Source organism: Ruegeria pomeroyi DSS-3, from assembly GCF_000011965.2.
Classification (GTDB): domain Bacteria; phylum Pseudomonadota; class Alphaproteobacteria; order Rhodobacterales; family Rhodobacteraceae; genus Ruegeria_B; species Ruegeria_B pomeroyi.
On the sequence record NC_003911.12, the window covers coordinates 1,238,444 to 1,264,288 of the forward strand.

26 protein-coding genes are annotated in these 25,845 nt (G+C 65.8%); 23 read left to right on the plus strand and 3 right to left on the minus strand.

Translation table 11 applies throughout. The features are described from left to right. Window positions 1–128 precede the first annotated feature (128 nt). The 3 genes from SPO_RS06005 to murD all read left to right on the plus strand — a co-directional run bounded on the left by SPO_RS06005 (window position 129) and on the right by murD (window position 3,492). On the plus strand, window positions 129–929 hold the full coding sequence (locus SPO_RS06005) for a hypothetical protein (protein WP_011046928.1): 801 nt from the start codon (window positions 129–131) through the stop codon (window positions 927–929). Beyond that, window positions 922–2,025, plus strand: coding sequence for a tetratricopeptide repeat protein (locus tag SPO_RS06010; protein WP_158454161.1), 1,104 nt, complete (start codon window positions 922–924; stop codon window positions 2,023–2,025). Before SPO_RS06005 ends, SPO_RS06010 begins: the two co-directional genes overlap by 8 nt. A 66-nt stretch (window positions 2,026–2,091) precedes the next feature. Beyond that, the gene (gene murD, locus SPO_RS06015) at window positions 2,092–3,492 is read left to right on the plus strand and encodes a UDP-N-acetylmuramoyl-L-alanine--D-glutamate ligase (RefSeq protein ID WP_011046930.1); all 1,401 of its coding nucleotides are present in this window, start codon (window positions 2,092–2,094) and stop codon (window positions 3,490–3,492) included. Window positions 3,493–3,627: 135 nt separating this feature from the next. Here murD and SPO_RS06020 read toward each other — a convergent pair whose 3' ends face one another. From SPO_RS06020 to SPO_RS06030, 3 genes are all read right to left on the minus strand, one after another. Continuing rightward, on the minus strand, window positions 3,628–4,812 hold the full coding sequence (locus SPO_RS06020) for an NAD(P)/FAD-dependent oxidoreductase (RefSeq protein ID WP_044028005.1): 1,185 nt from the start codon (window positions 4,810–4,812) through the stop codon (window positions 3,628–3,630). A gap of 55 nt (window positions 4,813–4,867) precedes the next feature. Further along, window positions 4,868–5,752, minus strand: a complete 885-nt coding sequence (locus SPO_RS06025) for a DMT family transporter (RefSeq protein ID WP_011046932.1) — start codon at window positions 5,750–5,752, stop codon at window positions 4,868–4,870. Between the two features lie 99 nt (window positions 5,753–5,851). Next, window positions 5,852–6,214 (minus strand): winged helix-turn-helix transcriptional regulator, encoded by a 363-nt coding sequence (locus tag SPO_RS06030; protein WP_011046933.1) that lies wholly within the window; start codon window positions 6,212–6,214, stop codon window positions 5,852–5,854. Between the two features lie 127 nt (window positions 6,215–6,341). Here SPO_RS06030 and gstA point away from each other — a divergent pair, with 127 nt between their 5' ends. The 20 genes from gstA (at window position 6,342) to SPO_RS06130 (ending at window position 25,780) form a co-directional block, all read left to right on the plus strand. Next, window positions 6,342–6,956, plus strand: a complete 615-nt coding sequence (gstA, locus tag SPO_RS06035) for a glutathione transferase GstA (RefSeq protein WP_011046934.1) — start codon at window positions 6,342–6,344, stop codon at window positions 6,954–6,956. Further along, window positions 6,953–7,339, plus strand: a complete 387-nt coding sequence (locus tag SPO_RS06040) for a nuclear transport factor 2 family protein (protein ID WP_011046935.1) — start codon at window positions 6,953–6,955, stop codon at window positions 7,337–7,339. The genes gstA and SPO_RS06040 overlap by 4 nt, the downstream gene beginning before the upstream one ends. A 60-nt stretch (window positions 7,340–7,399) precedes the next feature. After that, entirely contained in the window at window positions 7,400–7,606 is a 207-nt protein-coding gene (locus SPO_RS06045; protein ID WP_011046936.1) for a tautomerase family protein, read from the plus strand. A 166-nt stretch (window positions 7,607–7,772) separates the two neighbouring features. Next, the gene (ftsW, locus tag SPO_RS06050) at window positions 7,773–8,936 is read left to right on the plus strand and encodes a putative lipid II flippase FtsW (protein ID WP_044029079.1); all 1,164 of its coding nucleotides are present in this window, start codon (window positions 7,773–7,775) and stop codon (window positions 8,934–8,936) included. A gap of 13 nt (window positions 8,937–8,949) precedes the next feature. Then, window positions 8,950–10,047, plus strand: coding sequence for a UDP-N-acetylglucosamine--N-acetylmuramyl-(pentapeptide) pyrophosphoryl-undecaprenol N-acetylglucosamine transferase (locus SPO_RS06055; protein WP_011046938.1), 1,098 nt, complete (start codon window positions 8,950–8,952; stop codon window positions 10,045–10,047). Beyond that, window positions 10,044–11,441 (plus strand): UDP-N-acetylmuramate--L-alanine ligase, encoded by a 1,398-nt coding sequence (gene murC / locus SPO_RS06060; protein ID WP_011046939.1) that lies wholly within the window; start codon window positions 10,044–10,046, stop codon window positions 11,439–11,441. Before SPO_RS06055 ends, murC begins: the two co-directional genes overlap by 4 nt. A gap of 113 nt (window positions 11,442–11,554) precedes the next feature. Beyond that, a complete protein-coding gene (locus SPO_RS06065) occupies window positions 11,555–12,742 on the plus strand; it encodes an APC family permease (RefSeq protein ID WP_044028007.1) in 1,188 nt (395 codons plus the stop codon). Further along, a complete protein-coding gene (locus SPO_RS06070; protein WP_044028008.1) occupies window positions 12,739–12,990 on the plus strand; it encodes a DUF2484 family protein in 252 nt (83 codons plus the stop codon). Before SPO_RS06065 ends, SPO_RS06070 begins: the two co-directional genes overlap by 4 nt. Beyond that, window positions 12,987–13,232, plus strand: coding sequence for a DUF2484 family protein (locus SPO_RS06075; RefSeq protein ID WP_011046941.1), 246 nt, complete (start codon window positions 12,987–12,989; stop codon window positions 13,230–13,232). Before SPO_RS06070 ends, SPO_RS06075 begins: the two co-directional genes overlap by 4 nt. Before the next feature lie 7 nt (window positions 13,233–13,239). Then, complete coding sequence (locus SPO_RS06080; RefSeq protein WP_044028009.1) at window positions 13,240–13,509, plus strand: hypothetical protein; 270 nt, start codon at window positions 13,240–13,242, stop codon at window positions 13,507–13,509. Continuing rightward, window positions 13,499–13,783 carry a hypothetical protein gene (locus tag SPO_RS06085; protein WP_044028010.1) on the plus strand — a complete coding sequence of 95 codons (285 nt, stop codon included), beginning with the start codon at window positions 13,499–13,501 and terminating at the stop codon, window positions 13,781–13,783. Before SPO_RS06080 ends, SPO_RS06085 begins: the two co-directional genes overlap by 11 nt. A 68-nt stretch (window positions 13,784–13,851) precedes the next feature. Next, window positions 13,852–14,778 (plus strand): UDP-N-acetylmuramate dehydrogenase, encoded by a 927-nt coding sequence (gene murB / locus SPO_RS06090; protein ID WP_011046943.1) that lies wholly within the window; start codon window positions 13,852–13,854, stop codon window positions 14,776–14,778. A gap of 99 nt (window positions 14,779–14,877) precedes the next feature. Beyond that, entirely contained in the window at window positions 14,878–15,798 is a 921-nt protein-coding gene (locus tag SPO_RS06095; RefSeq protein ID WP_011046944.1) for a D-alanine--D-alanine ligase, read from the plus strand. Next, on the plus strand, window positions 15,786–16,793 hold the full coding sequence (locus SPO_RS06100; protein ID WP_011046945.1) for a cell division protein FtsQ/DivIB: 1,008 nt from the start codon (window positions 15,786–15,788) through the stop codon (window positions 16,791–16,793). Before SPO_RS06095 ends, SPO_RS06100 begins: the two co-directional genes overlap by 13 nt. A gap of 8 nt (window positions 16,794–16,801) precedes the next feature. Beyond that, window positions 16,802–18,136 carry a cell division protein FtsA gene (ftsA, locus tag SPO_RS06105; protein ID WP_044029083.1) on the plus strand — a complete coding sequence of 445 codons (1,335 nt, stop codon included), beginning with the start codon at window positions 16,802–16,804 and terminating at the stop codon, window positions 18,134–18,136. Between the two features lie 397 nt (window positions 18,137–18,533). Continuing rightward, entirely contained in the window at window positions 18,534–20,162 is a 1,629-nt protein-coding gene (ftsZ, locus tag SPO_RS06110; protein WP_011046947.1) for a cell division protein FtsZ, read from the plus strand. A gap of 212 nt (window positions 20,163–20,374) precedes the next feature. After that, entirely contained in the window at window positions 20,375–21,295 is a 921-nt protein-coding gene (gene lpxC, locus SPO_RS06115; RefSeq protein WP_011046948.1) for a UDP-3-O-acyl-N-acetylglucosamine deacetylase, read from the plus strand. A gap of 150 nt (window positions 21,296–21,445) precedes the next feature. Continuing rightward, window positions 21,446–22,300: an outer membrane protein assembly factor BamD gene (locus SPO_RS06120; protein ID WP_011046949.1), complete on the plus strand. Its 855-nt coding sequence runs from the start codon at window positions 21,446–21,448 to the stop codon at window positions 22,298–22,300. A gap of 39 nt (window positions 22,301–22,339) precedes the next feature. After that, complete coding sequence (gene recN / locus SPO_RS06125; RefSeq protein WP_011046950.1) at window positions 22,340–23,989, plus strand: DNA repair protein RecN; 1,650 nt, start codon at window positions 22,340–22,342, stop codon at window positions 23,987–23,989. A gap of 105 nt (window positions 23,990–24,094) precedes the next feature. Beyond that, window positions 24,095–25,780, plus strand: a complete 1,686-nt coding sequence (locus SPO_RS06130; RefSeq protein ID WP_044028015.1) for a chloride channel protein — start codon at window positions 24,095–24,097, stop codon at window positions 25,778–25,780. Window positions 25,781–25,845: the final 65 nt, after the last annotated feature.

Genomic DNA, 25,845 nt, shown 5'->3' on the forward strand with positions numbered 1-25,845 from the left:
ACACCGAATTGACCGTTTTGTCCCTGCTCTGCGAGGGGGATTGACCGTTTTGTACGGGATGGAAAAAATAGCTTTGGCTGGACTTTTCTTGGTTCTTGAAGAAACTCTGAGTTGATTCAGGAGTTACAATGACCTCGAACTTTAAGAAGTCTCTCGGTGAAATAGTTTCGATCGAGGCGTGGTATACTGGTTTTTCAGAGGAAGACCAGCAATCTGATCTTTTCCTGCATGTCAGGTTTCAGGAAGCAGTGTTCGGAGGCGACCCCAGCCAATCGGTTCGCTTCAAACTGCGGCTGAAAAAGGCGGATATCGTGGTAATCGCCGAGGCGCCAATCAATGTGCCGCGCTCTCGGGTTCGTCGCGATCGTCTGAACATGGAAGCGAAGCTGACAGAGGTTCGAAAGACCGAACTGGAAGGCTCGGTCGAGGGTTCGGTCGAAGCCAACGTCAAGCCTACCGGGGTGTCAGGTGGCGCTCAATTCAAGGCGACTGGAAAAGCTGCCGGAGCGGTTGAGAAAAACTCTACACGGGAAATTCGCCACAGCGGAACTTTGGTCGAACACTCGGTTGACAGCGAAGGCAACAATCGTTGGTCTTTCAATCCGGCGGAGGGTCCGAACCTTTTTGGTCAAGCGTTCAATGCGACAGAGCCAGTAATGCTCATGCGCATTGATGGAAAGCCCCCAAAGATTCCACCTACAGTGAAAGTGCGCGTGCATTGTCTGCGCGAAGATATCGACGTCCTGGAACTTGAAGCCAAGAACATTTCCAAGTCTCTGCTGAACAGGGGGATTGGAGAAGAAAAGAAGCTCAAGCTGGCCGAAGAAATCATCAAGGACTACCTGTCGCGAGAGGGACTGGAATTTGAAGATGTTAGCGAGAAATTTGCCAAACTGGTAGTTGCCGATGTCATCGCCCATGATGAGTGATACAGATAGAGAAGACCTTGATGCGATCCTTCGCACGGTCTTGGTGTCCGACAAAGGCTATGTAGAAACTCTGTCCAGGGCCACTGGACTGAACGGAAAGGCGCTGACTGATAAAGCTGCCTTTACTCTCTCAAGGCTCAGTGCTGTAGGCGGGTATGACTACGAGAACGAAGCGCTTGAAGTAGCTGGCCGCTACTTGGCGGAGGCGCGATTTACCGAGGCAGAGGCGATCTATAGACAGGTATTGGTGAGTTTTCCCGAGAAACATGGTTTCAATCATCCCGGGTATGCAACGCGACTTAACAACTTGGCGGAAGTTCTTCGGGCGACCGCAAGATATGATGAAGCTGAGTCGCTATATCGTCAGGCTCTCGAAATTGATCGCGAAGCGCTTGGTTTAGAACACCCTGACTACGGGATAGATCTTCTAAACCTAGCTGGCCTACTTCACGATAGGGGGCGGTATGAGGCGGCAGAACCGCTCTACCGTGAAGCAATGACAATAATCGGCAAGGTGGTGGGTGAGGAGCATTATCGTTACGCGACTGCCCAAAACAATTTAGCGGGATTATTGCAAGATATGCTGCGGTTTGAAGAGGCCGAGGCGCTTTGCCGTCAGGCGCTAGAGATCACAAGCAAGACGCTGGGAGAGTCGCATTCCGTCTATGCCACCCGCCTCAACAACTTGGCGGAGTTGCTTGGAACGACGGAGCGATATGGGGAGGCCGAGCCACTTTACCGCCAAGCGCTTGAGATCACGCAAAAGACTCTGGGGGAGGAGCACCCTGACTTTGCGATCCGCCTCAACAACTTGGCTGTGTTGCTCAAAGCTACGGGACGGTACGAGGAGGCCGAACCACTTTACCGTCAAGCGCTTGAGATCACACACAGGACTCTGGGGGAGGCGCATCCCGATTATGCCACCCGCCTCAACAACTTTGCCGGACTGCTGGATTCGACCGAACGGTATGACGAGGCCGAGCCACTGTACCGCCAGGCCTTGGAGATATGTGAAAAGGCGCTGGGGGTGGAGCATCCGAGTACGCAGACCGTACGGGCAAATCTGGAGCTATTTCTCTCGGAAAAGCCCGACTAGCCCCGCTTGCAATCCGCCCCTGACCGGGTACAGGGTGGCGCGAAACGGGTTTGAGGGAGGGCGGGCATGATCCCGGTCAAAGGGTTTGCGGGCGCCAATGTGGCGGTTCTGGGTCTGGGCCGCTCGGGTCTGGCCACGGCGCGGGCCTTGCGCGCGGGCGGCGCCGAGGCGCTGTGTTGGGATGACAACCCGGCGGCGCGCGAGGCGGCCGAGGGCGAGGGGTTCACCATCCGCGACCTGCGCAAGCAGGGCGTCCGGGACGATACCGCCTGTCTGATCGTGTCGCCGGGCATCCCGCATCTCTATCCCGCGCCGAACCCGGTGGTGGCCGCCGCGCTGGAGGCCGGGGTGCCGGTGGATAATGATATCGGCCTCTTCTTCCGGTCGTTCGCGGGGCCTGAATGGGACGGGTTCGACACGCTGCCCCGCGTGGTGGCGGTGACCGGCTCGAACGGCAAGTCGACCACCTCGGCGCTGATCCACCACATCCTGAGCGAGGCCGGGCGGCCCGTGCAACTGGCGGGCAATATCGGGCGCGGGGTGCTGGATATCGAGCCGGGAGAGGAGGGCTCGGTCGTGGTGCTGGAACTCAGCAGCTATCAGACCGATCTGGCCCGCGCGTTGACGCCGGATGTGGCGGTGTTCACCAATCTTTCGCCCGACCATCTGGATCGCCACGGCGGCATGGGCGGGTATTTCGCGGCCAAGCGCCGGCTCTTTGCCGAGGGCGGGCCGGATCGGGCGGTGATCGGGGTGGACGAGTCCGAGGGGCTGTATCTGGCGGGCCAGATGTCCGAAGGGCCGGGCGATGACCGGGTCATCCGGGTCTCGGTCAGCCGCAAGCTGACCGGGCCGGGCTGGCAGGTGTTTGCGCGCAAGGGGTATCTGAGCGAGTACCGCAAGGGGCGGCAGGCGGGCTCCATCGACCTGCGCGACATTCGTGGCCTGCCGGGGGCGCATAACCACCAGAACGCCTGTGCGGCCTATGCCGCCTGCCGGGCGCTGGGGCTGAGCCCCAAGGCGATCGAGGCGGGGATGCGCAGCTATCCGGGCCTGCCGCATCGCAGCCAGATCGTGGCCGAGGCGGGCGGGGTCACCTATGTCAACGACAGCAAGGCCACCAATGTGGACGCGGCGCTCAAGGCGCTGGGCGCGTTCAAGCGGATCCGCTGGATCTGTGGCGGCTTGCAAAAGGAGGGCGGTATCGCGGCGCTGAACGGTGGTTTGGCAGAGGTTCTGAAGGCCTATGTGATCGGGCGCGAGGCCGCCGGTTTCGCGCTGCAACTGGAGGTCGAGAGCGAGGTCTGCACCACCATGGACGAAGCGGTCGCCCGCGCCATGGCCGAGGCGGAGCCGGGCGATACGGTGCTGTTGGCTCCTGCTGCGGCCAGCTTCGATCAATATGACAATTTCGAACGCCGTGGTGAAGATTTCATGGCCGAAGTTCAAAAGCGTCTGGACGGGTAGGGGGCGCTGCCCCCGTCACCTGCGGTGACTCCCCCGGAGTATTTTGAGCGAAATGAACATATGGGGACTGTCCGGGCTTCATTTCGCCGCAAATACTCCGGAGCGCGAGGCAGAGCCTCGAATCGGCGCTTGCACTCAGCGCTGCGTTTTGGCGATCGCGGTGCCGGCGGCGTGGCCCGAGGACCAGGCCCATTGGAAGTTATAGCCGCCGAGCCAGCCGGTGACGTCCACCGCCTCGCCGATGGCGTAGAGGCCGGGTTGCGATTTCGACCTGAGCGTGCGGGAGTCGAGCATGTCGGTGTCGATCCCGCCCAGCGTGACCTCGGCAGTGCGGTAGCCTTCGGTGCCCGAAGGAGTCAGGCGCCAGTCACGCAGCGTCTCGGCAAGCGCGCGGAGCGCGCTGTCGGACTGGTCGGCAAGACGGCCTTTGAGGCCCAGTTGTGGTGCCAGGAACTCGACCAGCCTGGCGGGCAGGTGGCGGGCCAGTTCGGTGGTCAGGTCGCGGCGCCCAGCGGCTTGCCGCTGGTCGCGCAGCGCGGCGAACAGGTCCTGATCCGGGGCCAGATCGATCGCGATCTCCTCACCTTCGCGCCAATAGGAGGAGAGTTGCAGCACCGCCGGGCCGCTGAGCCCGCGATGGGTGAAAAGCAGCGCCTCGTCGAACGTGGCGCGCGCGTTCGACAGGCGGGCGGGTAAAGAAAGCCCGGCAAGCGGAGCAAAACGACTCTCGGGGAAAGTGAAGGGGACAAGGCCCGCGCGGGTTTCAGTGACACCGAGGCCGAACTGGCGCGCGATGTCATAGGCCAGCCCCGTGGCGCCCATCTTGGGGATCGACTTGCCACCGGTGGCCAGCACCAGGTTGCGCGCGCTCAGGTGTTCGGTCCGGCCCTCACGCTCGACCGTGAGGGAGAAGCGGCCATCGGCATGGGACAGGTCCTTGAGGGTCGTCGACAGCCAGAGCGTTGCTCCGGCGCGCTCCATCTCGCTTAGCAGCATCGAGATGACCTGTTTGGCCGACCCATTGCAGAACAGCTGGCCCAGCGTCTTTTCGTGCCAGGCGATGTGGTGGCGGTTCATCAGGTCGATGAAATCCCACTGGGTATAGCGGGCCAGCGCCGATTTGCAGAAATGCGGGTTCTGCGACAGGAAGTTCTCGGGTTCCGCATACATATTGGTGAAGTTGCAGCGGCCACCGCCCGAGATGCGGATCTTTTCCCCCGGCGCGCGGGCATGGTCGAGCACCAGCGTGCCCGGTCCCGCATGGGCCGCGCACATCATGCCGGCGGCACCGGCGCCCAGGATGATCGTGTTCAACTGCATCTGCCCGGGGGTGCCGTACCGCGCGCGATTTGGCAAGGGGGCAGGTGATCGGGGGTCAGGCCATCGGTGGCATCACCGGCTTGCGCCGCATGCCGCTGAGCGCGTTGAGCGCCACGGCGCCCAGGATGATCGCGCCGCCCCAGAGCGTGCCGGCGCTGGCCTCTTCGCCCAGCAGCAGCCAGACCCAGACGGGGGCCAGCATGGATTCGATCATGGTGATCAGCGTCAGTTCGGCGGCGGGCACGACCTGACTGCCCATGGTGTAAAGCGCCATACCCACCGCCAGCAGCCCTGCGCCCATCGCCATGGCGATGGCGATGTCGCGCGCAGGCACCAAAAGCGGCTCGCCGGTGAGCCCGAGCATTCCCAACGCCACCATCATCGACAGCATGCCGCCGATGGCGACGGCGGGCATCATGTCGCCCAGCCGCCCCCAGCGCAGCGACAGGGTGAAAAGTGCAAACCCCATGGCCGATGCGAGCGCGGCCAGATTGCCCGCCAGCGCCCCCAGCGCCAGCCCCTCGCGCACCATCACCACCAGGCCGATCAGGGCGATGGCGATGGCGGCCCAGGTGGCGCGCCGCACGGTTTCGCGCAACACCACCCAGCTGAGCGCGGCGGCCAGAAAGGGCGAGGCGGCGAACAGGAACACGGCATTGGCCACGGTGGTGGACTGGATTGCAAAGATCGCGCCGGCAAAGGCGACCACCAGGCCAAAGCCCGCCATCAGCCCGGCCCGGCCGGTGGCGCGCAGCGCGGGCAGGATCGGCTTGCGTTTGCGCCAGACAAAAAAGGCCAGCAGGGCGGGCACCATCGCCGCCGAACGCCAGAACAGGATCGCCCAGGTTCCGGCCACTTCGATCTCGCGGATGGCAAGGCCCATCAGCGACCAGAGCATCGCGGCGGTTGCCACCAGAATGACCCCTGTCGAATAACGCATGCCCTTTGCCCCTTGCCCCGGTAACGGGGCGATGGTGGCGGCGGGTCGGGGGTGCGTCTGTTCCGTTCGCGACGTGACGCGCCGCAAAACGCGGGCGCGTCAGGAGGTTGCGGAACACTGATCCCGGTTCTTGAGCCGGTGACCCACATCGACAATCGCCAGGATCGCGGGAACCAGGTCTTGGCCCAGATCGGTCAGGCTGTATTCGACCGAGGGCGGCGAGGTCGGGCGCACCTCGCGCTGGACCACGCCCTTGTGTTCCAGCTCGCGCAGGCGGGTGGTCAGCATCTTTGCCGAGATGCCGGGGATATCGACCCGCAGCTCGTTGAACCGCCGTGCTCCGCCGCTGAGGTACCAGATCACATTCGGGGTCCAGGCGCCGCCCAACAGCTTCATGCATTCGCTGAGCGGGCAGCGGCCGGGCAGGGGGGCGGCCTTGTTGCGGGTGATCTTGAGCGCCATTGGATTCTCACCTGGTAACCGTGGGGTAACCGGATAAAGGAGTAACAAAAAGAAATCAAGTTTACTTCGGTAACTGAGTGATTACTTCCAGCCCATCAGAGCAATCCGACAAAAGGAGATGGAACGGATGAAACTCTATTACAAACCCGGTGCCTGTTCGCTGGCCAGTCACATCGCGTTGATCGAAGCGGGCGAAAGCTTTGAGCTGGAGCAGGTGGACACCGCCGCCGGCACCACCGCATCGGGCGGCGATTTCCGCGCCATCAACCCCAAGGGATATGTGCCCGCGCTGGTGCTGGACGGGGGCGAGACCGTGACCGAGGGCGCCGCCATCCTGCAGCTGATCGCCGAGCGTAACCCCGATGCCGGGCTGGTGCCGCAGGGCGGTGGCCTGGGCCGGACCCGGGTGCAGGAGCAGCTGAACTTCGTCGCCTCGGAATTGCACAAGGCGTTTGGGCCGTTCTTCTCGGGCAAGCCGCTGGAAGGCGAGGCGCGCGACGCGGCGGTCGAGCGGGTCAATGGCCGGATGCAGCTGGTCGAGGCGATGCTGGCCGATGGCCGCGACTATCTGAACGGGGCACAGTTCAGCGTCGCCGATGCTTACCTGTTCGTGGTCACTAACTGGGCCAACTTCCTGGGCCTGTCTCTGGACGGCGTGCCCAATCTCAAGGCACTGGTCGCCCGCGTGGCCGAGCGCCCCTCGACCCGCGCCGCGATGCAGGCCGAAGGGCTGTTGGGATGAGCATGACCACCGAGGAGGCCTCCTTTGCCGCCGTTCAGGCGGTGATCGGGACCTATTTCGACGGGTTGCACCATGCCGACAGCGCCCGGTTGCGGCAGGTCTTCCACCCGCAGGCGATCTATGCCTGTGCCACCGGTGGCGACTGGCTTTACCGCGACATGGAGACCTATTTCGCGGTGGTCGATCAGCGGGTCTCGCCCGCCAGCAAGGGCGAGGCGCGGCGCGACCGCATCCAGTCGATCGACTTTGCCGGGCCGGATACGGCGCGGGCGGTAGTGAACTGCGCCATCGGTGACAGCTATTTCACCGATTTCCTGACCTTTGTGCGGCAGGACGGGCGCTGGCAGATCCTGGCCAAGGTGTTCCATTCGGAACCTCTCTGACCCTTTCCGGCGCGCTTGTGCGCGCCGGACCCCGAGACCAACAAGGACCCCGAGACCCACATGCCCTATGTCAACATCAAGATCACCCGCGAGGGCGCAACGCCCGCGCAGAAGGCCGAGCTGATCGCTGGAGTCACCGACCTGCTCAAGCAGGTGCTGAACAAGAACCCCGAGACCACGTTTGTCGTCATCGACGAGGTCGAGATGGAACATTGGGGGATCGCCGGCCTGCCAGTGGCGGAATACCGCCAGCGCAAGGCCGGCTGATCCCGCCTCTCCGCCCTGCGCGCGCCGGGGCGGAGAAATGCCTGCGCCGGACAAAGCCTCTGGCACGATGGGCGCCTTTGCAGTACTCTTGCACCAGATCCGGCGCAAACCGGGCACGAAGACCCCGAACAGGGGCGCGAACGAGGCAGCAAGCGGCAGTGGTGTCATGACCGAGATGGTATATGGCGCGGTCCCCGAGCGGGGCGGCGAACCTATTCTTCCCAAATGGTGGCGGACACTCGACAAATGGTCGATGTCCTGCGTGCTGATCCTGTTCGGGATCGGGCTGCTGCTGGGCCTTGCGGCCTCGCCGCCGCTGGCCGCGCGCAACGGGTTCGATCCGTTCCATTACGTGCAGCGGCAGGCGTTTTTCGGCGGGCTGGCCATCGTGGCGATGCTGCTGACCTCGATGATGTCGCCGGTGCTGGTGCGTCGCCTTGCGGTGCTGGGCTTTCTGGGCGCCTTCGTGGCGCTGGCGCTGTTGCCGATCTTTGGCACCGATTTCGGCAAGGGAGCTGTGCGCTGGTACTCGCTCGGTTTCGCCTCGGTGCAGCCTTCGGAGTTTCTCAAGCCCGGTTTCATGGTGGTCGCCGCCTGGCTGTTTGCCGCCTCGCAGGAAATCAACGGCCCGCCGGGGCGGCTGTGGTCCTTTGCGCTCTGCGTGGCGATCGTGCTGATGCTGGTGATGCAGCCCGATTTCGGGCAGGCCTGTCTGGTGCTGTTCGGCTGGGGGGTGATGTATTTCGTGGCCGGTGCGCCGATGCTGCTGTTGATGGCGATGGCTGGCGTTGTGGTGCTGGGCGGCATGGTCGCCTATTCCAGTTCCGAGCATTTCGCCCGCCGCATCGACGGGTTCCTGAACCCCGATGTCGATCCCACCACCCAGCTGGGCTATGCCACCAATGCCATCCGCGAGGGTGGCCTGTTCGGTGTCGGCGTCGGCGAGGGGCAGGTGAAATGGTCGCTGCCCGATGCCCATACCGATTTCATCATCGCGGTCGCGGCCGAGGAATACGGGCTGGTTCTGGTCCTTATCATCATCGCGCTCTATGCCTCGATCGTGGTGCGCTCGCTGCTGCGGCTGATGCGCGAACGGGACATGTTCCTGCGCCTCGCGGGCACCGGCCTTGCCTGCACATTCGGCGTTCAGGCGATGATCAACATGGGCGTGGCCGTTCGCCTGCTGCCGGCCAAGGGCATGACCCTGCCGTTTGTCAGCTATGGCGGCTCCTCGCTGATCGCGGGTGGTATTGCGGTGGGCATGCTTCTGTGTTTCACCCGCACCCGCCCGCAGGGAGAGCTTGGCGATCTGTTGCGCGGGCGCGGATAGACAGGCGGTTGGGATGACGCGGAAATACCTGATGATCGCGGCGGGTGGGACCGGGGGGCACATGTTCCCCGCCCAGGCCTTGGCCGAGGCGATGCTGCGCAAGGGCTGGCGGGTGCGCCTGTCCACCGACGCCCGTGGCGCGCGCTATACCGGCGGCTTTCCGCATACGACCGAGATCTCGCAAGTCTCCAGCGCGACCTTCGCCCGAGGCGGGATTCTGGCCAAGGCGATGGTGGCGCCGCGCATTGCCGCGGGCATTGCCGCCACCGCCTGGGAAATGCGCCGCGACCGCCCGGATGTGGTGGTGGGCTTCGGCGGCTATCCCTCGATCCCGGCGCTGGGGGCGGCAACGCTGCTCAGGCTGCCGCGGATGATCCATGAACAGAACGGTGTGCTGGGCCGGGTCAACCAACTGTTTGCCCGCCGCGTCGCCTGTGTCGCCTGCGGCGTCTGGCCCACCGACCTGCCCGAGGGCGCCCAGGGCGTGCATGTGGGCAATCCGGTGCGGGCCGCCGTGCTGGAACGGGCCGGGGCCGCCTATATCCCGCCCGGGCCCTATCCGATGTCGATCCTGGTGATGGGCGGCAGCCAGGGCGCGCGCATCCTCAGCGATGTGGTGCCCGGCGCCATTGCCGCCCTGCCCGAAGAGCTGCGCCAGTACATTCGCGTGGCCCATCAGGCCCGCGACGAGGATGGCGCGCGCGTCACCGAATTCTATGCCGCCCATGGCATCGACGCCGAGGTGCAACCCTTCTTTCACGATGTGCCCCGGCGGATGTCCGAGGCGCAGTTGGTGATCAGCCGCGCGGGTGCCTCAAGCGTTGCCGATATCAGCGTGATCGGGCGCCCCTCGATCCTGATCCCCTTTGCCGCCGCCACCGGCGATCACCAGACCGCCAATGCCCGCGCGCTGACCGGCGCCAATGCGGCGATCCTGATCCCCGAGCGCGCCCTTGACAGCGCCGCGCTGGCAGAGCAGATCGCGGCCGTCCTGACCCATCCGGACGCGGCGCTGCAAATGGCCAACGCGGCCCTGTCCACCGGCGCCCCCGATGCAACCGAACGTCTGGTCGGACTGGTCGAACAGCTGGCCGAGAAGGAGACACCATGACCCCTGCCACCAAACTTCCGCAGGATGTCGGCCCGATCCATTTCGTCGGCATCGGCGGGATCGGCATGTCCGGCATCGCCGAGGTGCTCTTGAACCTGGGCTACCGCGTGCAGGGATCCGACCTCAAGGGGTCGAAGATCACCGAGCGGCTGGCCGGGCTGGGCGCCGAGATCTTCGAAGGCCAGCGGGCCGAGAACCTCGATGGCGCCGCCGTGGTGGTGATCTCGTCGGCGATCAAGCCGGGCAATCCCGAGCTGGACGGCGCCCGTGCGCAGGGCCTGCCGGTGGTGCGCCGTGCCGATATGCTGGCCGAGTTGATGCGGCTGAAATCCAACATCGCCATCGCCGGCACCCATGGCAAGACCACCACAACAACCATGATGGCCGAGCTGATGGTGGCGGGCGGGTTCGACCCGACCGTGATCAACGGCGGGATCATCCACGCCTACAGTTCGAACGCACGGATGGGGCAGGGCGAATGGATGGTGGTCGAGGCCGATGAAAGCGACGGTTCGTTCAACCGGCTGCCCGCCACCGTGGCCATCGTTACCAATATCGACCCCGAGCATATGGAGCACTGGGGCTCGATCGAGGCGCTCAGGCAGGGGTTCTACGACTTCGTTTCGAACATCCCGTTTTACGGCATCGCCGTCTGTTGCACCGATCATGCCGAGGTGCAGGCGCTGGTGGGCCGGATCACCGACCGCCGCGTGCGCACCTACGGGTTCAACGCCCAGGCCGATGTGCGCGCGACCAACCTGACCTACAAGGGCGGGGTGGCCCATTTCGACATCCTGCTGCAGCACGAGGACATGGTGATCGAGGGCTGCACCTTGCCGATGCCGGGCGATCACAACGTCTCGAACGCGCTGAGCGCGGTGGCCGTGGCCCGTCATCTGGGTATGAAGGCCGACGAGATCCGCGCCGCGCTGGCCGCCTTTGGGGGCGTCAACCGCCGCTTTACCAAGGTGGGCGAGGTGAACGGTGTCACCATCATCGACGATTACGGCCATCACCCGGTCGAGATCGCGGCCGTGCTGAAAGCCGCGCGCCAGGCCAGCGAGGGCCGGGTCATCGCCGTGCACCAGCCGCACCGCTATTCGCGCCTGTCCAACCTGTTCGACGATTTCTGCGCCTGTTTCAACGAGGCCGATGTGGTCGCCATCGCCGAGGTCTATGCCGCGGGCGAGGCACCGATCCCCGGCGCCGATCGCGATGCGCTGGTCGCCGGGCTGATCCGGCACGGCCATCGCCATGCCCGTGCCATCCTCAGCGAGGAGGACCTGGAACGGCTGGTGCGCGAGCAGACGCGTCCGGGCGACATGGTGGTCTGTCTGGGTGCCGGCACGATCAGCGCCTGGGCCAATGGTCTGCCCGACCGGCTGAAGGGCTAAGGCCTGCCCCGCACCGCCCATGCGGCGACGGGTCGGGCTGTCATTCTCCTGATGCGCTGTAAGGTGGGAACCGGGCCGACAGGATCGGGCCGTTGCTGCACCGGAGAGGGATCATGGCCGCGCCATTGAAACGACGGATCGGATTGGGCCTGCTGACCGCCTATGGCGTCGGCGTCATGGTGGGCGCGGGCATCTATGTTCTGGTCGGTGCGGTGGCGGGCGATGCCGGTGTCTGGGCGCCGGTTGCCTTTCTGCTGGCCGGTCTCATCGCGGCGCCCACCGCGCTCAGCTATGCCGAGTTTTCCACCCGCCTGCCCGAGGCGGCGGGCGAGGCCGCCTATGTGGGCACCGGGCTCAACAGCCAGTCGCTGGCGCTGTTGGTGGGGCTTGCCGTGGTGGTGGCGGGCACCGTTTCGGCCGGCGCGGTGCTGCGCGGCGGGGTCGGCTATCTGAGTGCGGTGACCGAGATCAACCCGGTCTGGGCGATGATCGGCCTCGGCGGCGCGCTGACGCTGGTGGCCGTTGCCGGGGTGTTGGAAAGCCTGGCGCTGGCGGCGGTGTTCACCGTGGTCGAACTGGCCGGGCTGGCGCTGGTGGTCTGGGCCGGGCTGGGGGCCGACCCCTCGCCCGACTGGGTTGCCCCGGCACCGCCGGTCTGGACCGGTATCGGGCTGGGCGGCGTGCTGGCCTTCTTCGCCTTCATCGGCTTCGAGGATATCGTCAACATGGCCGAGGAGGTCGAGGCGCCCGAGCGCACCCTGCCGCGCGCCATTCTGATTTCGCTGGTGGTCACCTCGGTGCTGTATGCGCTGGTCGCCTGGGCAGCGGTGCGGGCGGTGCCGCTTGACGTGCTGGGCCAGTCCGAAAGCCCGCTGGCGCTGGTTTGGCAATACGGGCGCGGCAGCGGTGCGGGCTTTCTGTCGGCCATCGCGGTGTTTGCGGCCCTGAACGGTATTCTGGCGCAGATCGTGATGGCGACCCGGGTCCTTTACGGTCTGGGCGGGCGCACCAAGGCGCTGGCGCTGTTCCACACGGCCCATCCCCGGTTCGGCACCCCGGTGCTGGCGACGTTTCTGGTGGGGGCGGCGGTGATCTTCTGCGCGCTCTATGTGCCGGTCGAGACACTGGCCGAGACCACCTCCTCGATCCTGCTGGCGGTGTTTGCGCTGGTCAACGGCGCCTTGATCGTTCAAAAAAGACGCGCGCCCGAGGCGCGGTTCCGCGTTCCCATGGCGGTGCCCGTTCTGGGGCTGGTGCTGTCGCTGGCGGCGCTTTCGGTTGCGGTAAGGGGAATTCTATGAGCTGGACCATCCTGTTCGGGGCCTTGTGGGTGATCGCCGCGACCGTGGTCGCGCTATTGCCCATGCGCCGCCAATATGCGCCCGGCGTGGTGCTGTTGATCCTGGCGCCGGTCCTGATCGTCGCCATCGGCTATGACTTCGGCCTGCTGGCCGGGCTGCTGGCGCTGGCCGGGTTCGTGTCGATGTTCCGCAATCCGCTGCGCTATTTCTGGCGCAAGGCCTTCGGCCCGGCGGAGCGCACCGAATGAGCCTGTCGCTGATCCTGGCCGCTCTCTGGGCGGTCATCGCCAATGTGCTGGCGATGCTGCCCAGCCGCGACCACCATTGGCGCCGCGCCTATGTGCTGATCGCGCTGGGCATTCCGCTTGTCGGCTTTGTCACTTACGAGAACGGGCCCTGGATCGGGCTGGTGGTGCTGGCGGCGGGCATGTCGGTGCTGCGTTGGCCGGTCATCTATCTGGGCCGCTGGCTGCGGCGGCCCCGGGCCTGAGCGGGGGATGGAGGCCGAGTTCGCCATACCGCTTGCGCTTTTGGCCTTCGGCTTGGCGGCTGGCGCGTTCCTGGCCCGGATCGGCGCCGTGGTCTGGGCGGTGCTGGCTGCGCTGCTGGCGGCGATCCTTGCCTGGCTGTTGATCTTTCATTCGCAGCGCTTCGGCTGGGAGGGGATGGGCCCCGGCATCGTCGCCATTCTGTTCTGCGCGCCGATGGGGCTGGGCCTGCTGCTGGGTGCGGGATTTGGGTATTGGAGGTGGCGGCGTGAGCGATGAACTTCTGATTTACGTGATACCCACGCTGCTGGGCCTGGGGGCCGCGCTGCTGGGCCGCTGGATGGCGCGCAAGGGGGGCTGGCGCCGGGTGCTCAGCCTCGCGATGATCGCCAGCGGCGCCCTGGCCGGATTGATGCTCTATGCCGACAGCCTGGATGATCCCTGGGCCGCCATCGGTGTCGCGGCCTTGGCGGCGCTGGGGGTGGGGCCGGTGATCCTGGGCCTGGTGCTGGGCGGCTTTGTAGGCTGGGTCGGCTGGCGTCGCGGCGGCTGAGCTTTGGCGTTGTCCCTTGTGATGCTTCCGGGTTACATGCCCCCGATATCACATCAAGACGGGCCGATATGATCGATACCAGCGCAATTCGCGGCAAGCTGACGCCGAACCGGGACCTGTCCGAGCTGACCTGGCTCAGGGTGGGCGGACCGGCGGACTGGCTGTTCCAACCCGCCGATATCGACGATCTGCAAACCTTTCTGCGCATGCTGCCCGCCGATATCGCGGTGTTCCCCATGGGGGTCGGGTCGAACCTGATCGTGCGCGATGGCGGTCTGCGCGCGGTGGTGATCCGGCTCGGACGCGGCTTCAACGCTATCGATGTGGCGGGCGACACGGTCACCGCTGGCGCCGCCGCGCTGGATGCGCATGTGGCACGAAAAGCGGCGGATGCGGGTGTCGACCTGACCTTTCTGCGCACCATTCCCGGCTCTATCGGCGGGGCGGTGCGGATGAATGCGGGCTGTTATGGCAGCTATACGGCGGATGTGTTCCGCTCGGCCCAGGTGGTGCTGCGCTCGGGCGAACTGGCGACGCTGGGCGCGGCCGAGCTGAATTTTCGCTACCGGCAGAGCGACCTGCCCGAGGGCGCGGTGCTGGTCTCGGCCAGCCTGCAGGGCGTGCCGGGCGACCCCGAGGCGCTGCATGCCCGGATGCAGGCGCAGCTGGACAAGCGCGACCAGACCCAGCCCACCAAGGAGCGCAGCGCCGGATCGACCTTTCGCAACCCGGCCGGGTTTTCCTCGACCGGGAGGGCCGATGACACCCATGAGCTGAAGGCGTGGAAGGTGATCGACGAGGCCGGTATGCGCGGCGCCCGGCTGGGCGGCGCGCAGATGAGCGAGATGCACTCGAATTTCCTGATCAACACCGGGGGCGCCACGGCGGCGGATCTCGAAGGTCTGGGCGAAGAGGTGCGAAAAAAGGTTTACGACACCAGCGGCATAACGCTAGAGTGGGAAATCATGCGGGTCGGAGATCCGCTAGACGGCTAACATCCCGAAACCGCAAACCCTTTCAGGCAAAACAGGGGGCGGACTCCGGGGCATAAAGCGGGTCACCAAATAAGACCCGAATGACATAGAGGCACCGAATTGGGTATGTCGAGCAGGACAAACCCCAAGGTGGCGGTATTGATGGGCGGACCCTCGGCCGAGCGCGAGGTCTCGCTTGTTTCGGGGCGTGAATGCGCCGCCGCCCTGCGGGGAGAAGGTTTCGAGGTGGTGGAGCTGGATGCCGGCTCCGACCTCTGCGACCGGTTGCGCGCAAGCGCGCCCGATGTTGTGTTCAACGCGCTGCATGGCCGCTGGGGCGAGGACGGCTGCGTTCAGGGCCTGTTGGAATGGCTGCGCATCCCCTATACCAGCTCGGGTGTTCTGGCCTCGGCCCTGGCGATGGACAAGGAACGCAGCAAGGAAGCCTATCGCGCCGCCGGACTGCCGGTCGCCGCCAGCCAGCTGGCCGATCGCGCCGCCATCGAGGCCGCTCATGTGATGCAGCCGCCCTATGTGGTGAAGCCTTACAACGAGGGCAGCTCGGTCGGGGTCTATATCGTGACCGAGGCGGCCAATGGCCCGCCGGTGCTGGCGCCCGACCTGCCCGCGACCCTGATGGTTGAGGAATATGTGCCGGGCCGCGAGCTGTCGACAACCGTGCTGGGCGACCGGGCGCTGAACGTCACCGATATCATTACCGATGGCTGGTATGACTATCATGCCAAATACAGCCCCGGTGGCTCGCGCCATGTGATCCCCGCCGATCTGCCGCCCGAGATTTTCGAGCTGTGCCTGGACTATGCCCTGCGCGCCCACAAGGCGCTGGGCTGCCGTGGTCTCAGCCGGACCGATTTCCGCTGGGATGAAAGCCGGGGTGCCGCCGGGCTGTTCCTGCTGGAAACCAACACGCAACCGGGCATGACGCCCACCTCGCTGGCGCCCGAACAGGCGCTTGCCGCTGGCATGAGTTTCGGTCAGCTCTGCGCCTGGATGGTGGAGGATGCCTCATGCGATCGCTGAGCCGCATCCTGCTGCCGGTGCGGTTTCGTCCGCAACTGCCCGCCGGGCAGGACGCCGCCTTTGACAGCGGCGCAGGGCAGGTGCCGCCGCTGGCCGAGGCCATGCGGCTGGATGGGTTGGCGCGGCTGAAGCCGGCGCCGAAACGGTCTGATCCCGCCCCCTCGCGGCTGAGCTATCGGGTGCAGCGCTGGATGCTGACGCCGGGCATTCGCCTGGGTCTGCGGATCGGGGTGCCGTTCTGCCTGATCTTTGCGCTGGGCAGCGGATTTCTGGCCAGCGAAAAGCGGCGCGACGCGCTTAACGCCTTTGTTGCCGATATCCGCGCCTCGATCCAGGATCGCCCCGAATTCATGGTCAACCTGATGGCGATTGACGGCGCTGGAACCCATCTGGCGGCGGATATCCGCGAGGTGGCGCCGATCGACTTTCCGATCAGTTCGTTCGATCTGGATGTCGAACAGATCCGACAGGTGATCGCCGGGCTTGACCCGGTCAAGAGCGCGACCGTGCGCATCCGCCCCGGCGGTGTGTTGCAGGTCGATGTGATCGAGCGCCAGCCCGCGGTGGTCTGGCGCACCCGCGCCGGTGTCGAGATGCTGGACGAGACCGGCGCCCATGTTGACGATCTGCCCGAGCGGGGCGCGCGCCCCGATCTGCCGCTGATCGCGGGTGAGGGGGCCGATGCCCATGTTGCCGAGGCGCTGCGGCTGATCCAGGCCGCCCGGCCGATGGGCGACCGGCTGCGCGGGCTTGTCCGGGTGGGCGAACGGCGCTGGGATCTGGTGCTGGACCGGGGGCAGACCATCCAGCTGCCCGCCAAGCGGCCGGTTCCGGCGCTGGAACGGGTGCTGGCGGTGAACGAAGTACAGGAATTGCTGGATCGCGATGTCGCGGTCGTGGACATGCGGCTGGGCACACGCCCCACGATCCGCATGACCGAGGCGGCCTCGGCTGAATGGCTGCGGGTCAGAAATACGGGCGGAAACGGGCAGTAACACAGATGATGACGGATCTCTATCAGTCGCAACGGGCAATGCGTCAGATGCGCCAGCAGGCGATACAGCGGGGCGTGGTGGCCATCCTGGATGTGGGCAGTTCCAAGATCTCCTGCCTGATCCTGCGTTTCGACGGCAGCGGCCGCCTGTCCGAGGACAGCGCCATCGGGTCGATGGCGGGGCAGACCGGGTTCCGGGTGATCGGCGCCGCCACCACCCGTTCGCGCGGGGTGCAGTTCGGCGAGATCACCGCCATGCAGGAGACCGAGCGCGCGATCCGCACCGCCTTGCAGGCGGCGCAGAAAATGGCCGATATCCGGGTCGATCACGTGATCGCCTGTTTCTCGGGGGCGAACCCGCGCTCCTATGGGCTGGATGCCAAGGTCGAGCTGGAAACCCAGGTGGTGACCGAGTCCGAGATCGGTCGGGTGCTGAATGCCTGCGAGGTGCCCGAATACGGCGCCGGGCGCGAGGTGCTGCATGCCCAGCCGGTGAATTTCGCACTCGATAACCGTTCGGGTCTGATCGACCCGCGCGGCCAGCTGGGCCAAAGCCTGGCGGTGGACATGCATATGCTGACGGTGGATGCCACCGCGATCCGCAACCTTGCCCATTGCATCAAGCGCTGCGATCTGGAGCTGGCCGGTGTGGCCAACTCGGCCTATGTCTCGGGCGTTTCGGCGCTGGTCGAGGACGAGCAGGAGCTGGGTGCGGCCTGTATCGACATGGGCGGCGGTACCACCAGCATCTCGATCTTTCTCAAGAAACACATGATCTTTGCCGATTGCGTCCGCATGGGCGGCGATCACGTGACCGGCGATATCTCGATGGGGCTGGGCGTGCCCACCGCCAATGCGGAGCGGATCAAGACCTTTTCGGGCGGCGTGCATGCCACCGGGGCCGATGACCGCGAGATGATCGACGTCGGCGGCGATACCGGCGACTGGGAGCATGACCGGCGCACCGTCAGCCGGGCCGAGCTGATCGGCATCATGCGGCCCCGGGTCGAGGAGATCCTCGAAGAGGTGCGGGCGCGGCTGGACGCGGCCGGGTTCGAACATCTGCCCAGCCAGCAGATCGTGCTGACCGGCGGCGGCAGCCAGATCATGGGGCTCGACGGGCTGGCCAGCCGCATCCTGGGCCAGCGCGTGCGGCTGGGGCGGCCGCTGCGGGTGCATGGCCTGCCGCAATCGGCCACCGGTCCGGGGTTTTCCTCGGCGGTGGGGCTCAGCCTGTTTGCCGCCCATCCGCAGGATGAATGGTGGGATTTCGAGGTCCCGGTCGATCGCTATCCCGCGCGCTCGCTGCGTCGGGCGGTCAAATGGTTCCGCGACAACTGGTAAGGATGCCCAGACCGGTCGGGCAAGCGCTTGATCCGGTGTGATTAAATCGGGCGCAGCATGTACGGATCGGGTGACAGGCCCGGCCCGGTATGGTAAGAAACAGACAAGGCACCCGCCAAGCGGTGCTGCAAAATGGGGCGAGCAGGTCCCGTGCCAGATCAGACAGTACCTCCCGCCGCGCGATGCGTGCGGGGTGCTGTCCTGTTGTGTCCGGTAACTCCAGAACCGCAATATCTGCATGGATCGGCGAAATACCGCGTCCCGGTGCAGATTCTTTCCATATTTTGTGGCTTTTTTGCGATTTGGGCGTGACGAGCCGCCGCAATATCAGTAGGATTATCTGTGGATAGGTAAGAAAAACCCCGCGCAAGGCGGGGGCAAAACAGGCGGACAGAGCATGACATTGAACCTTTCGATGCCCGGACAGGACGAGTTGAAGCCGCGGATCACCGTTTTCGGGGTCGGGGGCGCTGGCGGCAATGCCGTCAACAACATGATTGAAAAACAGCTGGAAGGCGTCGATTTCGTCGTTGCCAATACCGACGCGCAGGCCCTGCAGCAGAGCCATGCACCCTCGCGCATTCAGCTAGGCGTCAAGGTGACCGAAGGCCTGGGCGCCGGTGCGCGCGCCACAGTGGGGGCCGCCGCCGCCGAAGAAAGCATCGAGCAGATCGTCGACCATCTGGCCGGGGCGCATATGTGCTTCATCACCGCCGGCATGGGTGGCGGCACCGGCACCGGAGCCGCCCCGATCATCGCGCAGGCCGCGCGTGAACTGGGTGTGCTGACCGTGGGCGTGGTGACCAAGCCGTTCCAGTTCGAAGGCGCCAAGCGCATGCGTCAGGCCGAGGATGGCGTCGACGCGCTGCAAAAGGTGGTCGACACGCTGATCATCATCCCCAACCAGAACCTGTTCCGCCTGGCCAACGAAAAGACCACCTTTACCGAAGCCTTCAGCATGGCCGACGACGTTCTGTATCAGGGCGTCAAGGGCGTCACCGACCTGATGGTGCGCCCGGGCCTGATCAACCTCGACTTCGCCGACGTGCGCGCGGTGATGGACGAGATGGGCAAGGCGATGATGGGCACCGGCGAGGCCGCAGGCGAGGACCGCGCCGTGCAGGCCGCCGAAAAGGCGATTGCCAACCCGCTGCTCGACGAGATCAGCCTGAACGGCGCCAAGGGCGTGTTGATCAACATCACCGGCGGCCATGACCTGACCCTGTTCGAACTGGACGAGGCGGCCAATATCATTCGCGAGAAAGTGGACCCCGATGCCAATATCATCGTCGGTTCGACCCTGGATACCTCGATGGAAGGCGCAATGCGGGTTTCGGTCGTGGCGACCGGCATCGACGCGGTGGATGTGCAGCATGACATGCCCGTACCGCGCCGTCCCATGAACGCACCGCTCAAACAGCGGGTTGCGGCCGAAGAGAAGCCGGCGCCGCTGACGCTGGAACAGCCCGCGGCCCCGCAGCCGGTGGCCGAGGCCGCCGAGGAACCCAGCCTGTTCGAAGGCATGGATGTCGAGCAGGTCGCTGCGCATGATCTGGGCGAGGATATCCTGGATACGGGCGACGAGCCCGAGCTGCTGGACGATGACGGCCTGCCGCCGCCGGCCTATCAGCCGCAGGTGCCCGCCTTTGAACCGCGCGCTTATGTCGAAGAGGAAGAAGCGCCGGTCGAGACCTTTGTCGCCCCGCGCGCCCCGGCGCCCGGAACACCCTCGCCCGAGGCGATGCGCCGCCTTCAGGCTGCCGCGCAAAAGGCGCCTTCCGCCCCGCAGCAGGGTCATCGCGCGCTCCAGCAGCCGGTCGGGGACAAGCCGCGTTTCGGCTTCAACCGGCTGATCGACCGGATGACCGGACACGCGCCGGATACGCCCGCGGATCGTGGCCCCGCCGTGGCCCGCAAACAGCCGGTGATGCGCCCGAGTGACGCAACGGCACCTGCGCATGCCGAGGCCGACCCCGATCAGGAACGGATCGAAATTCCCGCCTTTTTGCGCCGTCAGGCCAACTGATAGCGGTCACAAAACGAGTAGGAGAGGCCGCCAAGGGGCGGCCTTTTCTCTTTGTGTTTCATAGGCTTACATCCACTGCGGCGAGGTTTTGCCGATCTGTTTTTCGCATGTTTCAAACCGTTACAAAGATTGAGTTGAGCCCCCGGGCCCCCTCGCTTACCTGATGGTCAACACAGCTCGTAGAGGCTGTAGGCAACCGTCAGAGGCCTATCTTGCAACATACGCTGAAAACCTCGGTCACCTTCCAGGGCATTGGTCTGCATGGTGGTAAACCCGTCCGCATGACCCTTCGCCCCGCCGCTGCCGGACACGGCATCTGGTTCAAACGGACGGATATCGAGATCGGCGATGCAATGATCCCCGCGATCTATGATCTGGTCGACCGTACCCCGCTGTGCACCCGTCTGGTGAACGCCGCCGGGGTATCGGTGTCGACGGTCGAACACATCATGGCGGCCCTCGCCGGGTGCGGCGTGCATAACGCCCTGATCGAGCTGGACGGCCCCGAAGTTCCGATCATGGACGGCTCCTCGGTCGAGTTCGTGCGCGGCATCATGGCGCGCGGCGTGCGTCAGCAGGCCGCCCCGGTGCTGGCCTACGAGGTGCTCAAGGCCGTCACCGTCGAAAAGGACGGCGCGCGCGCCACCCTGATGCCCTCGGATGGGCTGGAGATCGAATTCACCATTGATTTCGAGGATGCCGCCATTGGGCGCCAGACCCGCCGCATGAACATGCGCAACGGCAGCTTTGCCCGCGAACTGAGCGACAGTCGCACCTTTTGTCGGCGCAGCGATGTCGAGGCGATGCGCGCCAACGGGCTGGCCCTGGGCGGCACGCTGGAAAACGCCGTGGTCGTCGATGGCGACGAGATTCTGACGCCGGGCGGTCTGCGCCATACGGACGAGGCGGTGCGTCACAAGATGCTCGACGCGCTGGGTGATCTCTATATGGCCGGTGGCCCGATTCTCGGCTGCTATGTCGGCGACAAGGCCGGTCATGCCCTGACCAACGCCCTGCTGCGCACCCTGTTTGAAACGCCGGGTGCGGTGCGCCCCGTGCTGTGCACCCCCGAACAGGCCGCGCGCCTGCCCGGACAGGGGCTGATCTGGTCGGAAATCCCTCAGGTTGCGTGAAAAGGGCCGGATGCGGCCAGGCTTGACCTCCCTACGCCCGGCCCAGTGCCGGGCGATGCTTTTAAGACGTTTTGCAGCGGAATTTAATGTGCTAGACCAAGGCCCAATCGGGGGACACACCCCGCACGCAAGACGACAAGGACTAGCGGTATGATTGGCAGCAGGGCAGGGGCCAGACTGGTTGGCGCACTTCTTCTGGCGACGTTTCTGGCGGCCTGCGGCGGCGGTGGTTTTCGCACGGCGGCCGATCGCAGCCAGAATCTCGACGGCTATACGCCGGAACAGATTTTTGAACGCGGCGAATATGAACTCTCGGCCAAGCGGACCGAAGACGCGGCCTATTACTTCTCCGAGGTCGAGCGGCTGTACCCCTATTCCAACTGGGCCAAACGGGCGCTGATCATGCAGGCCTTTGCCTATCATTCCGGCAAGGACTATCCCGAAAGCCGCGCCGCTGCGCAGCGTTACATCGACTTCTACCCGGCGGATGAGGATGCGGCCTATGCCCAGTATCTGCTGGCGCTCAGCTATTACGACCAGATCGACGAGGTCGGGCGCGACCAGGGCCTGACCTTTCAGGCGCTGCAGGCGCTGCGCACGGTGATCGAGGTCTATCCCGACAGCGAGTACGCGACCTCGGCGATCCTGAAATTCGATCTGGCCTTCGATCACCTTGCCGCCAAGGAAATGGAGATCGGCCGCTATTATCTGCGCCGCCAGCATTTCTCGGCCGCGATCAACCGGTTCCGCGTCGTGGTCGAGGATTTCCAGACCACAACCCACACCGCCGAGGCGCTGCATCGTCTGGTCGAGGCCTATCTGTCGCTGGGGCTGGAGGCCGAGGCGCAGACGGCGGGCGCGATCCTGGGTCATAACTACCAGTCCTCGGAATGGTACGAGGCAAGCTACAAGCTCTTGACCGCGCGCGGGCTGAAGATGCGCGATGTCGGCAACAACTGGCTGAGCCAGATTTACCGGCAGTCGATCAAGGGGCAGTGGTTGTAACAGGGCGACGGGCCGCTGGTCCGTCCGGCGGGGTTTACGATGCTGCGGGCGCTTGAAATCCGGGACATGCTGATCATCGACCGGCTGGAGTTGAACTTCCGGCCGGGTCTGAACGTGCTGACCGGTGAAACCGGGGCGGGCAAGTCGATCCTGCTCGACAGTCTGGGCTTTGTCCTGGGGTGGCGCGGCCGGGCCGAGCTGGTGCGCCAGGGCGCCGAACAGGGCGAGGTGATGGCCGAGTTCGATCTGGCCCCCGGGCATCCGGCCCATGCGGTGCTGGCCGATGCCGGCCTGCCCGGTGGCGACACGCTGCTGATGCGCCGGGTCAACACCGCCGATGGGCGCAAGACCGCCTGGGTCAACGACCGCCGCTGTTCGGGCGAGGTGCTGCGGGCGCTCTCCGAGACGCTGATCGAGCTGCATGGCCAGCATGACGACCGCGGCCTGCTGAACCCGCGCGGCCACCGGGCGATGTTGGACACATATGCCGGGCTGAGCGCCGAGCTTGAGGCGGTGCGCGCGGCCTGGACAGCGCAGGCGAGGGCCCGCAAGACGGTTGCCGCCACCGAGGCGGCGCTGGAGGCGGTGCGCGCCGAAGAGGAATTTCTGCGCCACGCGGTGGGCGAGCTCGACGCGCTCGACCCGCAGCCGGGCGAAGAGGGGGAACTGGACGCCCGCCGCCGCCTGATGCAGGGGGCCGAGCGTATCCGAGACGACGTGGCCCGTGCCTTTGCCCTGATCGGCAACGAAGGGGCCGAGGGCGCGATGAGCGACGCGATCCGCTGGCTCGACGGTGTTGTCGACAAGGCCGAGGGACGGCTGGAAGCCGCCGTTTCCGCGCTGGGCCGGGCGCTGATCGAACTGGGCGAGGCGCAGTCGGGCGTCGAGGACTGCCTGGACGCGCTGCAGTTCAACCCGGCAGAGCTGGAACAGATCGAAGAACGGCTGTTTGCCATTCGGGCGTTGGCGCGCAAGCATGGCGTTGCCCCGGATGAGCTGGGCGGATTTGCCGAAACCCTGCGCGGCAAGCTGGCGGCGCTGGATGCGGGCGATGCCGATCTGGCGGCGCAACGCGCGGCGCTGGCCAAGGCCGAGGCCGCCTATGAGGCAGCGGCGGCGGCGCTGTCGCAGGCCCGCCGGGCCTCGGCCGGAGAACTGGACGCGGCGGTGATGCACGAGCTGGCCCCGCTCAAGATGGAGCGCGCGGTGTTCCAGACCCGCATCACCGAGGGCGAGCCGGGCCCCGAGGGGCGTGACGCGGTCGCTTTCGAAGTGGCCACCAACCCGGGCGCGCCCGCCGGGCCGCTGAACCGCATCGCCTCGGGCGGCGAACTCAGCCGCTTCCTGCTGGCGCTGAAGGTCTGTCTGCGCGGCGACGATGGGGGCAAGACGATGATCTTTGATGAGATCGACCGCGGTGTCGGCGGCGCCACCGCCGACGCGGTGGGCCGGCGGCTTGAGGCGCTGGCGGGTGCGGGGCAGGTGCTGGTGGTGACCCACTCGCCACAGGTGGCCGCGCGTGGCGTCCATCACTGGCGGGTGCAGAAACGGGTCGAGGCCGGCATGACGCTGTCGACCGTGGTGGCGCTGTCGGACCCCGAGCGGGAGGACGAGATCGCCCGCATGCTGTCGGGCGACACGGTGACCGAGGCCGCCCGGGCCGCCGCCCGCGCCCTGCTGGACGCCTGACCTTAGTGCAACACCGGCGGACAAGCCGGTGAGACTCCACGGGTTTTGCCTTCCCTGCGCCTCCGCGCTGTCTTAGTAAGGACAAAAGACCTCCGCGAGTGTGTGATGACCCAATCCACCCGCACTGTTCTGGTGCAGCAGTTCCTTCAGGCCAAGGCCGAGATCGGTGATGCCTGGCAGGTATTGCGCCATCGCGGCCCCAGTCAGGTCCAGTTCTGGTTCATCGCGCTTGCCATTGGCGTGGCCGCCGGTGTGGCGGCGGTTGCCTTTCGCAAGGGGATCAACGCCTTGCAGTCGGTTCTTTACGGCAACGAGGATGTGCGCCTGTTGCACAGCCATGCCGAACACCTGCCCTGGTTTTGGCTTTTGCTGATCCCCACCCTTGGCGGGCTGGTGGTGGGGCTGATCCTGCACAAGACCACGCCCGATGGTCGTGTCCGCTCGGTCGCCGATGTGATCGAGGGGGCGGCGCTGACCGATGGCCGGGTCGAGATGCGGGCCGGGATCGGTTCGATGCTGGCCTCGCTGATCACGCTCAGCTCGGGCGGATCGACCGGGCGCGAGGGGCCGGTGGTGCATTTGGCGGGGGTGATTTCGACCTGGGTCTGCCGGCGCATCAATGCCGACGGGATCACCGGGCGCGACCTGCTGGGCTGCGCGGTGGCGGCGGCGGTTTCGGCCAGTTTCAACGCCCCCATCGCCGGGGCGCTGTTTGCGCTCGAGGTGGTGCTGCGCCATTTCGCGGTGCATGCCTTTGCGCCCATCGTCATCGCCTCGGTCGCGGGCACCGTGATCAACCGGCTCGACCGGGGCGATGTGACCGAATTCGCGCTCAACACCCCCGGCGCGCTGCAATTCTACGTGGAATTGCCCGCCTTTCTGTTGCTGGGCCTGGTCTGCGGTCTGGTTTCGCTGTTGCTGATGCGCTCGATCTTTCTGGCCGAGGACCTGGGCACCCATGTGCAGAACAGCCTGCGCATGCCCCGCTGGCTGCGTCCGGCGGTGTCCGGCGCGCTGCTGGGGCTGCTGGCGATCTGGTTCCCGCATATCATCGGGGTCGGTTACGAGACCACGATCCTGGCGCTGAGCGGCGAGCTGGCGCTTGGCACAGCGATCCTGTTTGCGGTGATCAAGACCGTGGCGCTGGCGCTGACCATGGGCGGGCGCATGGGGGGCGGGGTGTTCTCGCCCTCGCTGATGATCGGGGCGCTGACCGGGCTGGCTTTTGGCCTGATCGCCACGCGGGTGCTGCCGGATGTGTCGGGGACCCATGCGCTTTATGCCTTTGCCGGGATGGGGGCGGTGGCGGCGGCGGTGCTGGGGGCGCCGATCTCGACCACGCTGATCGTGTTCGAATTGACCGGCGACTGGCAGATCGGGCTGGCGGTGATGGTTTCGGTCAGCATGTCGACGGCGCTGGCGTCGCGGCTGGTGGACCGCTCCTTCTTCCTGACCCAGCTGGAGCGGCGCGACGTGCATCTGGCGGCGGGTCCGCAGGCCTATCTGCTGGCGATGCTGCGCGCAGGCGCGGTGATGCGGCCGCTGGGTGATCCGCGCTGTCTGGACCGCGCCGGCTGCGAGGCGCTGATCGCCGAGGGGGTCTGTGTGCCCGCCAGCGCCACGCTTGAAGCGGCGATGCCCTGGTTCGATCGCGACGAACATCCCTGTATTCCGGTTGTGGTCCGAGAAGAGGACGGCCGCGAAACCCCGGTCGGCGCGCTTTATCACATCGACGCGCTCAAGGCCTATAACCGCGCGCTTGCCGCCACCGCCGCTGAAGAGCACTCCTGACACCGGCGGCGATGGCCGACCCGTCCGATCGCGCCCGGCGGCAGAATTGTGGCGACCCTGCAAAG